At 67.4% G+C, this 14,832-nt stretch carries 11 protein-coding genes and 1 pseudogene; 11 read left to right on the top strand and 1 reads right to left on the bottom strand.

The genetic code is table 11. From position 1 onward, the window contains the following. Positions 1-57: 57 nt before the first annotated feature. From BMZ19_RS05680 to cobA, 9 genes and pseudogenes are all read left to right on the top strand, one after another. Entirely contained in the window at positions 58-1,245 is a 1,188-nt protein-coding gene (locus BMZ19_RS05680) for an ABC transporter substrate-binding protein (RefSeq protein WP_090308154.1), read from the top strand. Positions 1,246-1,319: 74 nt separating this feature from the next. Continuing rightward, a complete protein-coding gene (locus tag BMZ19_RS05675; protein WP_090308151.1) occupies positions 1,320-2,204 on the top strand; it encodes a branched-chain amino acid ABC transporter permease in 885 nt (294 codons plus the stop codon). 2 nt (positions 2,205-2,206) lie between these two features. Further along, positions 2,207-3,184, top strand: a complete 978-nt coding sequence (locus BMZ19_RS05670) for a branched-chain amino acid ABC transporter permease (RefSeq protein ID WP_090308148.1) — start codon at positions 2,207-2,209, stop codon at positions 3,182-3,184. Between the two features lie 34 nt (positions 3,185-3,218). Continuing rightward, positions 3,219-4,472: an OprD family porin gene (locus tag BMZ19_RS05665; protein ID WP_090308144.1), complete on the top strand. Its 1,254-nt coding sequence runs from the start codon at positions 3,219-3,221 to the stop codon at positions 4,470-4,472. Positions 4,473-4,562: 90 nt separating this feature from the next. Further along, positions 4,563-5,258: a nitroreductase gene (locus BMZ19_RS05660; RefSeq protein WP_090308141.1), complete on the top strand. Its 696-nt coding sequence runs from the start codon at positions 4,563-4,565 to the stop codon at positions 5,256-5,258. 324 nt (positions 5,259-5,582) lie between these two features. Continuing rightward, a complete protein-coding gene (nirB, locus tag BMZ19_RS05655; RefSeq protein WP_090308136.1) occupies positions 5,583-8,036 on the top strand; it encodes a nitrite reductase large subunit NirB in 2,454 nt (817 codons plus the stop codon). Further along, positions 8,033-8,359 carry a nitrite reductase small subunit NirD gene (nirD, locus tag BMZ19_RS05650; RefSeq protein WP_090308133.1) on the top strand — a complete coding sequence of 109 codons (327 nt, stop codon included), beginning with the start codon at positions 8,033-8,035 and terminating at the stop codon, positions 8,357-8,359. Before nirB ends, nirD begins: the two co-directional genes overlap by 4 nt. A 55-nt stretch (positions 8,360-8,414) precedes the next feature. Then, positions 8,415-11,163 (top strand): annotated as a pseudogene (locus BMZ19_RS05645) (nitrate reductase). Between the two features lie 26 nt (positions 11,164-11,189). After that, complete coding sequence (gene cobA, locus BMZ19_RS05640; RefSeq protein WP_090308128.1) at positions 11,190-11,969, top strand: uroporphyrinogen-III C-methyltransferase; 780 nt, start codon at positions 11,190-11,192, stop codon at positions 11,967-11,969. Between the two features lie 598 nt (positions 11,970-12,567). Here the strand turns inward: cobA and BMZ19_RS05635 are convergent. After that, complete coding sequence (locus BMZ19_RS05635) at positions 12,568-13,449, bottom strand: AEC family transporter (RefSeq protein ID WP_090308125.1); 882 nt, start codon at positions 13,447-13,449, stop codon at positions 12,568-12,570. A 101-nt stretch (positions 13,450-13,550) separates the two neighbouring features. Between BMZ19_RS05635 and BMZ19_RS05630 the strand changes: the two genes are divergently transcribed. Both BMZ19_RS05630 and BMZ19_RS05625 read left to right on the top strand, forming a co-directional pair. Next, positions 13,551-14,357: a cytochrome c gene (locus BMZ19_RS05630; RefSeq protein WP_090308123.1), complete on the top strand. Its 807-nt coding sequence runs from the start codon at positions 13,551-13,553 to the stop codon at positions 14,355-14,357. 83 nt (positions 14,358-14,440) lie between these two features. Continuing rightward, entirely contained in the window at positions 14,441-14,827 is a 387-nt protein-coding gene (locus tag BMZ19_RS05625; RefSeq protein ID WP_090308121.1) for a rhodanese-like domain-containing protein, read from the top strand. The last annotated feature ends 5 nt before the right edge of the window (positions 14,828-14,832 follow it).

Raw genomic sequence — 14,832 nt, 5'->3', positions numbered from 1 at the left:
CAAAACGAGGAATTGCTGGTGAAAACAACAATAAAACCCCTGGTTGCCGCACTGGCCATGATCACCGCCGCAGGCGCCCACGCCGAGATCAGCGACAAGGAAATTCGCATCGGCTATCTGGCCGACATGTCCGGCGCCTACCGCGACCTCGGCGGCCCGGGCGGCCTGGAGGCGCTGAACATGGCCGTCGAGGACTTCGGTGGGCAGGTCAACGGCGCGAAGATCGTGGTGCGCAGCGCCGACGACCGCAACAGCCCGGATGTCGGCGCCAACACCACCCGCGAGTGGATCGACCAGGGCAAGGTCGACGTGGTCGCCGGCCTGGTCTCCTCGGCGGTGACCATCGCCGTGACGCGCATCCTCGAAGACACCAACCGCTTCGGCCTGGTGTCGATCTCGGCGTCCTCGGCGATCACCAACGAATACTGCACGCCCAACCACGTCCACTGGGTGTACGACACCTACGCCATGGCCAACGGCACCGCCAAGGCCATCGTCAAGGAAGGTGGCGACAGCTGGTCGATCCTCGCCGCCGACTATGCCTTCGGTCACGCCATGGAGGCCGACGTCGAACGCACCGTGCTCGCCGCCGGCGGCAAGGTGGTGAGCAAGGCCCGTCACCCGCTGGCCTCCAGCGACTTCTCGTCCTACATCCTGCAGGCGCAGAGCTCGGGCGCCAAGGTCATCGGCCTGGCCAACGCCGCCTCCGACACGGTCAACGCCATCACCACCGCCAAGCAGTTCGGCCTGACCGACTCGGGTCAGCGCCTGGCCGGCCTGATGGTGTTCATCAGCGACGTGCACGCCCTCGGCCTCGAGGCCACCCAGGGCATGCAGCTGACCACCGGCTGGTACTGGGACCAGGACGAGGAGAGCCGCGCCTGGGCCAAGCGCTTCTTCGAGCGCACCAAGCGCATGCCGACCATGGTCCAGGCGGGCATCTACTCCAGCACCCGCCACTACCTGCAGGCGATCAAGGACACCGGCAGCGACGAGGCGCAGGTCGTGCGCAAGCAGATGCTGGCGACCCCGGTGAACGACATGTTCACCAACAACGGCCGCATCCGCGAGGACGGCCGCATGGTCTACGACATGTCGCTGGTGCAGGTGAAGACCCCGGCCGAGTCCACCGGCGAATGGGATCTGTACAAGATCGTGCGCAGCATCCCCGGCGACGAGGCCTTCCGTCCGCTCTCGGAAAGCAAGTGCAAGCTGGTCGACACCAAGCTGGCCGGCAAGTCCTGACCTCCACGTGACCTCACCCGGATGACGGCCCGCGCGCCGTCATCCGCGCCTCCCTGCAGGACGGAGAACACGCTATGACGCTATTCGACATACCCACCGCGGCGCTGCTCGGCCAGCTGATGCTGGGCCTGATCAACGGCGCCTTCTACGCGCTGCTGAGCCTGGGCCTGGCGATCATCTTCGGGCTGCTCAAGGTGATCAACTTCGCCCATGGCGCGCAGTACATGCTCGGCGCCTTCGTCGCCCTGCTGCTGTCGCGCCACTTCGGCATCGACTACTGGGCCGCGCTGATCCTGGTACCGGTGCTGGTCGGCCTGTCCGGCTGCTTGCTGGAGCGCTTTCTGCTGCGCCCGATCGCCAACCAGAATCACCTGTACAGCCTGCTGCTGACCTTCGGCCTGGCGCTGATCATGCAGAACCTGTTCACCAACCTCTATGGCAGCTCGGGCAACGCCTACCCGACCCCGGAAGTGTTCCGCGGCGCGGTCAACCTCGGCTTCATGCACCTGCCGCTGTACCGCGCCTGGGTGATAGTCGCGGCCCTGGCGGTCTGCCTCGCCGCCTGGTTCGTCATCGAGAAGACCCGCCTGGGCGCCTACCTGCGCGCCGGCACCGAGAACCCGCAACTGATGCAGGGCTTCGGCATCAACATCCCCTTCCTGATCACCCTGACCTACGGCTTCGGCGCGGCGCTGGCCGCCTTCGCCGGCGTGCTGGCCGCGCCGCTGTACAGCGTGTCACCCACCATGGGCGCCAACCTGCTGATCGTGGTGTTCGCCGTGGTGGTGATCGGCGGCATGGGCTCGATCGTCGGCGCGGTGGTCACCGGGCTGGCCATGGGCCTGATCGAGGGGCTGACCAAGGTGATCTATCCGCAGGCCGCCACCACCGTGATCTTCGCGGTGATGGTGATGGTGCTGCTGCTCAAACCCAACGGCCTGTTCGGCAAGGGAGCCTGACCATGACGACCTCGACCCTCTATCCGGATACCCTGCAGGCTTCCCGGCAGCGCCGGCAGCTGCAGCTGGGCCTGGCCCTGCTGGCCATCGCCCTGGTGGCGCCCTTCGTCGCCTACCCGATCTTCCTGATGAAGATCCTCTGCTTCGCCCTGTTCGCCTGCGCCTTCAACCTGCTGCTCGGCTACGTCGGCCTGCTGTCCTTCGGCCACGCCGCGTTCCTCGGCACCGGCGGCTACATCACCGGCTTCCTGCTGACCCGCTACAGCGGCCTGACGCCGGAACTGGGCATCCTCGGTGGCACCGCGGCCGCCACCCTGCTCGGCCTGCTGTTCGGCCTGCTGGCGATCCGCCGCCAGGGAATCTACTTCGCGATGATCACCCTGGCGCTGGCGCAGATGACCTTCTTCATCTACCTGCAGGCGCCCTTCACCGGCGGCGAGAACGGCATGCACGGGGTGCCTCGCGGCAAGCTGCTGGGCCTGATCGATCTGAAGAACGACCTGGCGATGTACTACTTCGTGCTGGCGATCTGCCTGTCCGGCTACCTGCTGATCCGCCGCACGGTCAACTCGCCGTTCGGTCAGGTGCTCTACGCCATCCGCGAGAACGAACCGCGCGCCATCTCGCTCGGCTACAACGTCGCCGCCTACAAGCTGCTGGCCTTCGTCATCTCCGCCGGCATCGCCGGCCTGGCCGGCGCGACCAAGACCGTGGTGTTCCAGTTCGCCTCGCTGACCGATGCGCACTGGCACATGTCCGGCGAGGTGATCCTCATGACCCTGCTCGGCGGCGTCGGCACCCTGCTCGGCCCGGTGGTCGGCTCCAGCCTGGTGGTCTGGCTGCACCACGTGCTCGGCGGCAGCGTCCTCGGCAGCTGGATGGGGACGATCCTCGGCACGATCTTCGTGCTCTGCGTCCTGCTGTTCCGCGACGGCCTGGTCGGCTACGTGCAGAAGTTCGTCCGTCGCAACCTGCGTTGAAAATCCCAAACAACAACAAGGAAAGGTAATCAGCATGTCCAAAAAGCCACTTCCGGGCTTCCATACCCTCCCCCTGCTGTCGCTGTGCGGCTGTCTGCTGCCCGTCGCCGCTCAGGCCGCCTTCGTCGAAGACAGCCAGCTGAGCCTCAGCGCACGCAACTTCTACATGAACCGCGACTTTCGCGAGGACGACAAGGGCGTGACCCAGAACAAGGCCGAGGAATGGGGCCAGGGCTTCATGCTGCGCTACAACTCGGGCTTCACCGAGGGCACGGTGGGCGTCGGCGTCGACGCCCTCGGCCTGCTCGGCATCAAGCTGGACTCCGGCGGCGGCACCAGCCGTACCGGCGCCCTGCTGGTGCAGCGCGACGGCGAAGTGGCCGACGAGTTCAGCTTTCTCGGCCTGACCGCCAAGGCCAGGCTCGCCCAGAGCGTGCTCACCGTCGGCACCCACGAGCCGCTGCTGCCGGTGGCCTATCGCAACGACACCCGCTTGCTGCCGCAGACCTTCGAGGGCGCGCAACTGGTCTCCAAGGACATCGACAAGCTGACCCTGACCGCCGGCCAGTTCCGCAGCACCCGCCTGCGCGACTCGACCGACTACCAGGACATGACCATGTTCGCCGACGGCTCCCGCGGCGGCGTGAAGAGCGATCGTTTCAACTACGCCGGCGCCGGCTTCGCGCCGCTGGCCAACCTGACCGCCACCTACTTCTATGCCGAGCTGGAGGACAACTACAACCAGCACTACGGCAACCTGCTGTACAGCCAGCCGCTGGCCGAGGGCCTGACCTTCAAGTCCGACATCCGCTACTTCGACAGCAGCGAGGAAGGCAACACCACGGTCGACAACCGCAACCTCGGCGGCATGTTTACCCTCGCCCTCAAGGGCCATGCCCTGGGCGTCGCCTACCAGGACCAGAGCGGCGACACCGGCATGCCGTTCATCGGCGGCGGCACCGACCCCTGGGCGCTGAACACCGTGACCTTCCACCACTTCCTGCGCGCCAAGGAAGACTCCTGGCAGGTCCGCTACGACTACGACTTCGCCGCCCTCGGCGTCCCAGGCCTGACCCTGATGACCCGCTACGTCAGCGGCGACAACTTCGAGATCCGCGGCAACGAAGCGAAGGAGTGGGAACGCGACATCGACCTCGGCTATGTGATCCAGAGCGGACCGCTGAAGAACGTCGGCCTGCGCCTGCGCAACGTCGCCTATCGCGGCAGCCACACTACCGACCTCGACGAGAACCGCGTGATCGTCAACTACACCCTGAAGATCTGGTGATCCGCCGCGGCCTGGCCCACCGGCCAGGCCGTCTCCTCTCACCCGCATGAGCGCAGCCGGGCCAAGTCATCCATAACGAGGAACATCCGCATGCACGTCGATCACGCCATCCAGTCCCGCAAGTCGGTACGCCGCTTCCTGCCCACGGGAGTATCCCCGGAGGTGGTCCGCCACATCCTCAAGGTCGCCTCCCGGGCGCCCAGCGGCAACAACATCCAGCCCTGGCGTGTCTACGTGGTCGGCGGCGAGATCCGCGAGGCGCTGTGCCGCGACATCCTGCAAGCGGCGCGCGAAGAGCCGGAGCGCCACCAGGCCGAATACACCTACTACCCCACCCAATGGGTCGAGCCCTACCGGGAACGCCGCCGCCGCAACGGCTTCGCCCTCTACGAGCAGCTCGGCATCGAGCGCGACGACCATCAGCGGCGCGAGCAGCAGATGCTGCGCAACTACCAGTTCTTCGATGCGCCGGTCGGCCTGCTGGTGACCCTCGACCGACGCCTCAACACCGGCAGCTACCTGGATGTCGGCATGTTCATCCAGAACATCCTGATCGCCGCGCGCGGCCAGCAGCTGCATACCTGCGCCCAGGCCGCGTTTGCCCCCTTCCACGACGTGGTGCGCCGCCATCTGCCGCTGGGCGACGATGAGATCCTCGTGTGCGGCATCGCCCTCGGCCATGGCGACAACGAGGCGCCGGAGAACTGGCTGCAGAGCGAGCGCCAGCCTGTCGAGACGTTCGCCAGCTTCCATGGCTTGCGGGAAGCGCAGCGCGAAGCGTGCTGAAGCTACCGCCACCAGCCACGCCTGGCGCACGACTCTCTCGAGCGGCGCCAGCGCGCGCACCATAACGAGGCAATCCGCCTCGAAGCGGTGCCGAAAAGCCTGACGGGAGCGCTCGGCAACTCCCGAAAACCCGGCCAAACCGCCACCTCCAGCAAGTTGGCACAGCACCTGCATTAGAACTTCGCACAATTCATCGAGCGCAACCCTCAACGGCGAGGGAGGCGCTTCCCGAGCGATTCGGGATCGGACAAAGGCGTCCTGCTGGCAACGGCAGGGCGCCTTTTTTATTTTTCGCGGGGCGGTTTGCGCGACGGGAGATAAACCATGAACAAGCTCAAACTGGTGATGGTCGGCAATGGCATGGCCGGGGTACGCACCCTGGAGGAGCTGCTCAAGCTCGCGCCGGACATGTACGACATCACCGTGTTCGGCGCCGAGCCGCATCCCAACTACAACCGCATCCTGCTCTCCCCGGTGCTGGCCGGCGAACAGACCTTCGAGGAGATCGTGCTCAACGACCTCGACTGGTACAAGGCCAACGGCATCGACCTGCGCATCGGCTGCAAGGTGGTCGACATCGACCGCCGCAACCGCAAGGTGATCGCCGCCGACGGCAGCGAGGTCGCCTATGACCGCCTGCTCCTCGCCACCGGCTCCAACCCGTTCATCCTGCCGGTCCCCGGCAACGACCTCGCCGGGGTGATCGGCTATCGCGACATCGCCGACACCGAGATGATGATGGAAACCGCCAAGACCCACCGCCACGCGCTGGTGATCGGTGGCGGCCTGCTCGGCCTGGAGGCGGCCAACGGCCTCAAGCTGCGCGGCATGGACGTCACCGTGGTGCACATCGGCTCCTGGCTGCTCGACCGCCAGCTGGACCAGACCGCCGGCCAGCTGCTGCAGAGCGCCCTGGAAACGCGCGGCATCCAGTTCCGCCTCAACACCCACACCGCCGCGCTGCTCGACAACGGCGAAGGCCGGGTCTGTGCCGCGCAGTTCAAGGATGGCGACGTGATCCCCGCCGACCTGGTGGTGATGGCCGCCGGCATCCGTCCCAACACCGAACTGGCCGAGCGCGCGGGCCTGGCCTGCAACCGCGGCATCCTGGTCAGCGACACCCTGCAGACCTTCGATCCGCGCATCTACGCCGTCGGCGAGTGCGCCAGCCACCGCGGCATCGCCTACGGTCTGGTCGCCCCGCTGTTCGAGCAGGCCAAGGTGTGCGCCAACCATCTGGCCCAGTTCGGCATCGGCATGTACAAGGGCTCGGTGACCTCGACCAAGCTCAAGGTGACCGGCATCGACCTGTTCTCCGCCGGCGACTTCATGGGCGAGGAAGGCACCGAGACCATCACCCTCTCCGACCCGATCGGTGGCGTGTACAAGAAGCTGGTGGTCAAGGACGACATCCTCGTCGGCGCCTGCCTGTACGGCGACACCGCCGACGGCGGCTGGTATTTCCGCCAGGTTCGCGAGCGCGCCAACATCAGCGAGATCCGCGACCACCTGATGTTCGGCGAGAACACCATCGGCGACGTCGGCCACCAGGGCCAGCACAGCACCGCGAACATGCCCGACGACATGGAAGTGTGCGGCTGCAACGGCGTGTGCAAGGGCACCATCGTCAAGGCCATCCAGGAGAACGGCCTGTTCAGCGTCGACGAGGTGAAGAAGCACACCAAGGCCGCCAGTTCCTGCGGCTCCTGCACCGGGCTGGTCGAGCAGATCCTGATCAGCACCGTCGGCGGCGCGGCTGACGTCAAGCCGAAGAGCGAGAAAGCCATCTGCGGCTGCAGCGACTACAACCACGGCCAGGTGCGCAAGGCGATCCGCGAGCAGCACCTGACCTCGATGGCCGAGGCCATGGCCTTCATGGAATGGCGCACCCCCAACGGCTGCGCCACCTGCCGCCCGGCGCTGAACTACTACCTGATTTCCACCTGGCCGGGCGAGGCCAAAGACGACGTGCAGTCGCGCCTGATCAACGAGCGCGCCCACGCCAACATCCAGAAGGACGGCACCTACTCGGTAGTACCGCGCATGTGGGGCGGGGTGACCAACGCCGCCGAGCTGCGGCGCATCGCCGACGTGGCCGACAAGTACAACGTGCCGATGGTCAAGGTCACCGGCGGCCAGCGCATCGACCTGCTGGGCATCAAGAAGGAAGACCTGCCGGGCGTCTGGCAGGATCTGGACATGCCCTGCGGCCACGCCTACGGCAAGTCCATCCGTACCGTGAAGACCTGCGTCGGCAGCGAGTTCTGCCGCTTCGGCACGCAGAACTCGACGCAGATGGGCATCGACCTGGAGCACGCGCTGTTCAACATGTGGTCGCCGCACAAGGTCAAGCTGGCGGTCTCCGGTTGCCCGCGCAACTGCGCCGAGTCGGGGATCAAGGACGTCGGCATCATCGGCGTGGATTCGGGCTGGGAGCTGTACATCGGCGGCAACGGCGGGATCAAGACCGAGGCCGGCGAGTTCTTCGTCAAGCTCAAGACCGCCGAGGAGGTCATGGAGTACAGCCTGTCCTTCCTGCAGCTGTACCGCGAAGAGGCGTTCTACCTGGAGCGCACCGTGCACTACCTGCACCGCGTCGGCCTGGAGCACATCAAGAAGGCGGTGCTGGAGGACGCCGGCAGGCGCCAGGCGCTGCATGCGCGGCTGCTGTTCTCGCTGTCCTTCGAGCAGGACCCATGGCAGCAGCAGAGCGCCACCCCGGCGCTGCGCAAGGAATTCGAGCGCATCCCCGTCGTCCTTGAGGAGACCACCCGATGAACTGGCTGGATATCTGCGCTCTGGAAGAGATCAACGTGCTCGGCGCGCGCGTCGTCGCCGGCCCCAAGGGCGACATCGCCCTGTTCAGGACCTCCGTCGATGAAGTGTTCGCCCTCGACGACCGCTGCCCGCACAAGGGCGGCCCGCTGTCCCAGGGGCTGATCTACGGCAAGCGCGTGGCCTGCCCGCTGCACAACTGGCAGATCGACCTGGAGAGCGGTGAGGCGCTGGAGCCGGACGTCGGCTGCACGCACAAGTACCCGGTCAAGGTCGAGAACGGCCGGGTGCTGCTGGCCCTGACGACCATCGGCGAATGCGCCTGACCCTGCGGGAGCCACCTGCCGGCTCCCGCAACCTGCATCACACGGAGCGACTGCCATGACTCGGCCCACCCAGACCACCGCCTCCACCTGCTGCTACTGCGGCGTCGGCTGCGGCGTGCTGATCGAGCACGACGGCGAGCACATCACCGGCGTGCAGGGCGACCCGGCGCATCCGGCCAACTTCGGCCGCCTGTGCAGCAAGGGCTCGACCCTGCACCTGACCGGCGACCTGGCGGCCCGCGCGCTGTACCCGGAGCTGCGCCTGGGCAAGGGTCTGGCCCGCGCGCGCGCCGACTGGGACAGCGCGCTGGACCACGCCGCCAACGTGTTCGCCGAAACCATCCGCGAGCACGGCCCGGACAGCGTGGCCTTCTACATCTCCGGCCAGCTGCTGACTGAGGACTACTACGCCTTCAACAAGCTGGCGCGCGCGCTGGTCGGCACCAACAACATCGACAGCAACTCGCGGCTGTGCATGTCCTCGGCGGTGGTCGGCTACAAGCGCAGCCTGGGCGCCGACTCCCCGCCCTGCTCCTACGAGGACATCGAGCAGAGCGACTGCCTGCTGATCGCCGGTAGCAACATGGCCTACGCCCACCCAGTGCTGTTCCGTCGCCTGGAAGCGGCCAAGGCCCAGCGCCCGGAGATGAAGGTGATCGTGGTCGACCCGCGGCGCACCGACACCTGCGAGCTGGCCGACCTGCACCTGGCGATCCTGCCGGGCACCGACGTGGCACTGTTCCACGGTCTCCTGCACATCCTGCTCTGGGAAGGCTGGATCGACCGCGCCTTCATCGACGCCCACACCGAGGGCTTCGACGCGCTGAAGAAGCTGGTGCGCGACTACACCCCGGCAGCGGTTGCCGACATCTGCGGTATCAGCGTCGACGACCTGCTGCGGTGCGCCGAGCTGATCGGCAAGGCGCCCTCTTTCCTGTCCCTCTGGTGCATGGGTCTCAACCAGTCCAGCGCCGGCAGCGCCAAGAACAGCGCACTGATCAACCTGCACCTGGCCACCGGACAGATCGGCCGCGTCGGCGCCGGTCCCTTCTCCCTCACCGGCCAGCCCAATGCCATGGGCGGACGCGAGACCGGCAGCCTGAGCAACCTGCTGCCCGGCCACCGCGAGGCCGGCAATGCCGCGCATCGCGCCGAGGTCGCCGGCTACTGGGGCGTCGACCGCCTGCCCGAGCAGCCCGGCCTGTCGGCCGTCGAACTGTTCGAGGCCGTAAGGGTCGGCAAGATCAAGGCGCTGTGGATCGCCTGTACCAACCCGGCGCAGTCGATGCCCGACCAGACCCGCATTCACGAGGCCCTGGCTGCCTGCCCGTTCGTGGTGGTGCAGGAAGCCTTCTTCACCACCGAGACCTGCCGCTACGCCGACCTGCTGCTGCCCGCTGCCAGCTGGGGCGAGAAGGAGGGTTCGGTGACCAACTCCGAGCGGCGCATCAGCCATGTGCGCCGCGCCGTGCCAGCGCCCGCAGAGGCGCGGCCGGACTGGGCGATCGTCTGCGACTTCGCCCGCCGCCTGGAACCCCACCTGCGCCCCGGCCTGCCCAGCCTGTTCGACTTCAGCGACCCGGCCGCGCTGTTCGAGGAGTACAAGCAGCTCACCGCCGGCCGCGACCTGGACCTGTCCGGGATCAGCCACGCCCTGCTCGACGACCTCGGCCCGCAGCAATGGCCGTTCCCCGCCGGTGCCGTCAGCGGCACGCCGCGCCTGTACGGCGATGGCGTGTTCCCCACCGCCAGCGGCCGCGCACAGTTCGTCGCCGATCCGTACCGCGCCGCCCAGGAAAAGCGCGAGGCGCGCTATTCGCTGACCCTCAACACCGGTCGCCTGCGCGACCAGTGGCACGGTATGAGCCGCACCGGCACCGCTGCGCAGCTGTTCGGCCACGTCGAGGAGGCCACGCTCAGCCTGCACCCGGACGAACTGCAGCGCCGGCGCCTGGCCAGTGGTGATCTGGTCAAGCTGCGCAGCCGCCGCGGCAGCCTGATCCTGCCGGTGCAGGCCGACGACAGCATCCGTCCCGGCCAGGCTTTCCTGCCGATGCACTGGGGCGACCGCTTCCTCAAGGGCCTGGGCACCAACGTGCTGACCCTGCCGGCGTTCGATCCGCTGTCCAAGCAGCCGGAACTCAAGCACGCCGGCGTCGAGGTGGACAAGGTCGAGCTGCCCTGGCAGCTGTTCGCCCTGGTCGAGGGCGAGGTGCAGGAGCGCTTCGAGGCCCTGCGCCCGCTGTTCGAGTCGTTCGCCTACGCCAGCCTGACCCTCACCGGCCGCGAGCGCCCGGCGCTGCTGATCAAGGCCGCCTGCGCCGTGGCGCCGGAAGCCGAGCTGTTCGGCCGGATCGACGCCTTGCTGCGACTCGACCAAGGTCCGGTACTGGCCTACGACGACCCGCGGCGCACGGTCGGCAAGCGCGTACGCATCGAGGACGGGCGCATCGTCGCCATCCGCCTGGCCGGCGAAACCGCCGCCCGCGACTGGCTCAAGGCGCTGTGGAGCGAGGGCAAGGCCGACGTCGAGCTGCGCCGCTGGCTGCTCGCCCCGCTGAGCACGCCGCCGGGCAACGCCGGTGGCTGCAAGAGCAAGACGGTGTGCAGCTGCATGAACGTCAGCGATACCGCGATCCGCGCCGGCATCGAGCGCGGCCTCGACCTCGACGGCCTCAAGCAGGAACTCAAGTGCGGCACCAGTTGCGGCTCCTGCGTGCCGGAAATCAAGCGGCTGCTGGTCAGCGCATAAACCTGTAGGGGCGAATTCATTCGCCTTGATCAACGCAGCATCGGGCGAATGAATTCGCCCCTACAAGAGGTGGTGAACATGAGCGCAAAAGTCTGGCTGATCGGTGCTGGCCCGGGCGATCCGGAACTGCTGACCCTCAAGGCCGTGCGTGCCCTGGGCGAGGCCGAGGTGGTGATGATCGACGACCTGGTCAACCCGGCGGTGCTCGAACACTGCCCGCAGGCGCGGGTGATCGGCGTCGGCAAGCGCGGCGGCTGCCGCTCCACGCCGCAGGAGTTCATCCACCGCCTGATGCTGCGCTACGCCCGCCAGGGCAAGTGCGTGGCGCGCCTGAAGGGCGGCGATCCGTGCATCTTCGGCCGCGGCAGCGAGGAAGCCGACTGGCTGGCCGAGCGCGGCGTCGCCACCGAGATCGTCAACGGCATCACCGCCGGGCTGGCCGGCGCCACCCAGTGTGGCATCCCGCTGACCCTGCGCGGCGTGGCCCGCGGCGTGACCCTGGTCACCGCCCACACCCAGGACGACAGCAGCCTGAACTGGCCGGCGCTGGCGCAGAGCGGCACCACCCTGGTGGTCTACATGGGCGTCGCCAAGCTGGCCGACATCCGCGACGGCCTGCTGGCCGGCGGCATGCGCAGCGACACGCCGGTGGCGATGATCGAGAACGCCTCCCTGCCCCAGCAACGCGAGTGCCGCAGCAGCCTCGCCGCCATGCAGCAGGATGCCGCCGCCTTCGCGCTGAAAAGCCCGGCGATCCTGGTGATCGGCGCGGTGGCCGCGGCACGGCTGGCGAATACGGGGGTCGGCGCGAACGAACAGGTGATCCCGGCGCTGCTGGCCGCGGCGGGCCTGCGCTAGCCATAAACGCTTGCCGAGCCACGATCGAGCCCCGCCGCTGTCAGCCCCCTCACAGACACCCCCTGCACAGGTTTGCGCACCGGTCAAAAAACTGACGGTGCCGCCTGTGCTATCCTTAATGCTCGCAGATGCGTCAGCAGCGCCACCCGGAAGCAACGGTCCTCCGAGGTCATGGGCATGCTGGCTGCCACCTGCTCAAGCCCTGCAGGCAAGCATCCGACGAATGGTCAAGGCGCATCGTGCGTCGCTCGAGCCGCATGCCAAGGCTCTGCAATGAGCCTTGGCTGGGGATTGCCGCCACTGGGCTAGAGCGGAGCTTCGTGCTCAGGAAACTTTTTGCGGCGAAAACATCTAACTTTGTAACGATACGAATTGTAGAGTGTTCAATATTGAATCCACTCTGCACTTGCGCGAATTGCAGGTAGTTTGCTGCCAGACAGCCCCTTAAACAGGCCAACAACAATAAAAGGCCCGGACAATGATCAAGTTCACCTCCAAATGGCGGCAGGCCACGCTGGCCGTCGTTGCCGTAACCCTGCTCCTGCTGTTGCCCAACCTGACTCGCCTGGTCGGCTGAAGCCTCCCCGGCCACCCCGCGTCAGGCTGGCAGCCACCAAACCAGCAGCAGCGGCAGAAAGACGAAGGACAGCAACGTCGAACACAGCACCAGACTCGCCACCGCCTCCGGCGAGCGATTGGCGCGCACGGCGAACAGGTAGTTGAACACAGCTACCGGCATCGCAGACTGCATCACCAGCACCCCATGCGCTAGCGGCTGCAGATCCAGCGCCAGCCCGATCAGCCAGCCCACCCCCGCCCCGCAGAAGATCCGCAACGCGCCGAGCAGCACGCCCTGGCCGATGTGCCGCACACGGATGCTCGCCAGCGACACGCCGAGGGTGATCAGCATCAGCGGAATGCTCACCCCGCCCAGCAGGTTGACGGTATTGGCCAGCCAGCGCGGCAGCTCCAGATCCAGCAGCATCACCGCCAGCGCCGCACACAGGCTGAGAATGATCGGGTTGACCAGCAGCTTGCGCCAGGAGCGCTCGGCGCCGGAGAGGATCATGCCGAGGGTGAAATGGCCGACCGAGAGCATCAGGAAGAAGGCCACCGCCAGCGCCAGCCCGGCTTCGCCGAAGGCGTACAGGCTGATCGGCAGGCCCATGTTGCCGGTGTTGGGGAACAGGTAGGCCGGCACCAGCACCTTCCAGTCCTGATCCATGGCCCGACTCAGGACGACGCCGATCAGGCCCATCAGCGCCGACACCAGTACACAGGCCAGCGCCATCTGGCCGAAGGCTTGGGCATCGACCTCGGTACGGCTGAGCGTGGACAGCACCAGGCAGGGGGTACCGACATTCAGGACCAGGCGGGCGACGAAATCGGTGGGATAGGGCTGCCCTGAGCGTGCCCAGGCGTATCCGATACCGGCGACAATCAGCACCGGCGCCATCACGGCGAACAACTCGGCCAGCATGACCTTTCCTTGCGACAAAGATGGCGATGCTACGCGGCCGGGACGCGCCCTGCCAACTTTGCTAAGGTTTCGCGCCCAGCCTCCACCCGGAACACCTGCCCATGCGCGCCCTGCCGCTTCTGCTCGCCCTGCTCTCGCCGCTGGCCGGCGCCGCCGAACTGCTGGTGGAACTGGCCGACGGCAGCCGTCGCTACAGCAGCGCCGAACTGCTCGCCCATCCGGCCAGCCGCGCGCTGGAGATTCCCGCCGACGTGTCCTACAAGCGCGCCATGCGCTACCGCGCCCTGCCGCTGGCCGAACTGCTGCCGGGAGTGAAGCCGGACGATCACCTGCAGGCGGTGGCCGACGATGGTTTTGCCGCCGAGCTGCCGGCCGCCACCCTGCTCGACGCGCCGGGCTCCCGCGCCTGGCTGGCGGTGGAAGACCCGGCGGCGCCCTGGCCGCCGCTGAGCAAGGCCGGCAGGAGCGCCGGCCCCTTCTATCTGGTGTGGACCCATCCCGAAGCGGAGCAGATCGGCCCCGAGCAGTGGCCGTTTCGCATGGTGCGCCTGCGCGTGCTGGCGTCGGTGGCCGAGCGCTTTCCCGCCCTGCGCCCGGACCCGGCGCTGGCGGCGGACGATCCGGTCAACCTCGGCTTCGCCCAGTTCCAGAAGCACTGCCTGGCCTGCCACCGCCTGAACAAGCAGGGCGATGCGGCCTTCGGCCCGGATCTCAACCTGCCCTACAACCCCACCGAGTATTTGCGCGCCGACCTGCTGCGCCGCTACATCCGCGATCCGCAGGCCCTGCGCCACTGGCCGCAGGCGCGCATGCCGGGCTTCAGCGAGTCCGCATTGAGCGAGGCGCAGCTGGACCACCTGCTGGCTTACCTGCGCCATATGGCCGGGCGCAAGGTGCTCGCCGACTGACGGCAGGCACGCGCCACTGCGCCGCAGCGACGGCCATAGCCGGCTCTGTTAGGGTATGAAAAGATGTCTTGAGGAGTGTTGGGATGCGCCGTCTGCTACTTGCCCTGGGCCTGATCCTGCCGCTGACTGCCTGTCAGGCGGAAACCCCTCCGCAAATCCTCGCGGCGATCCAGAGCGGCTCGCATGTCCTGATCGACGTGCGCAGCAGCGATGAGTTCGCCGCCGGCCACCTGCAAGGCGCCCAGCTGATCCCCCACTACCGCATTGGCGACGTCATCGCCAGCGTCGCTCCCGCCAAGGACACGCCCATCGTGCTCTACTGCCGCAGTGGCCGCCGCTCGGAGATCGCCCGGCAGACGCTGCTCGAGCTGGGCTACACCCAAGTCGTCGACGCCGGCGGCTACGAGCAGCTGAAGAGCGACTTGGCGGCGGCCGGGTCCGACCGCTGCACCCCGGCCACCAACTGCTGAGCCCG

The organism is Pseudomonas linyingensis, assembly GCF_900109175.1.
Lineage (GTDB): Bacteria > Pseudomonadota > Gammaproteobacteria > Pseudomonadales > Pseudomonadaceae > Geopseudomonas > Geopseudomonas linyingensis.
Note: the sequence above shows the minus strand (reverse complement) of the source record. Positions and strands in the feature narration are given on the sequence as shown.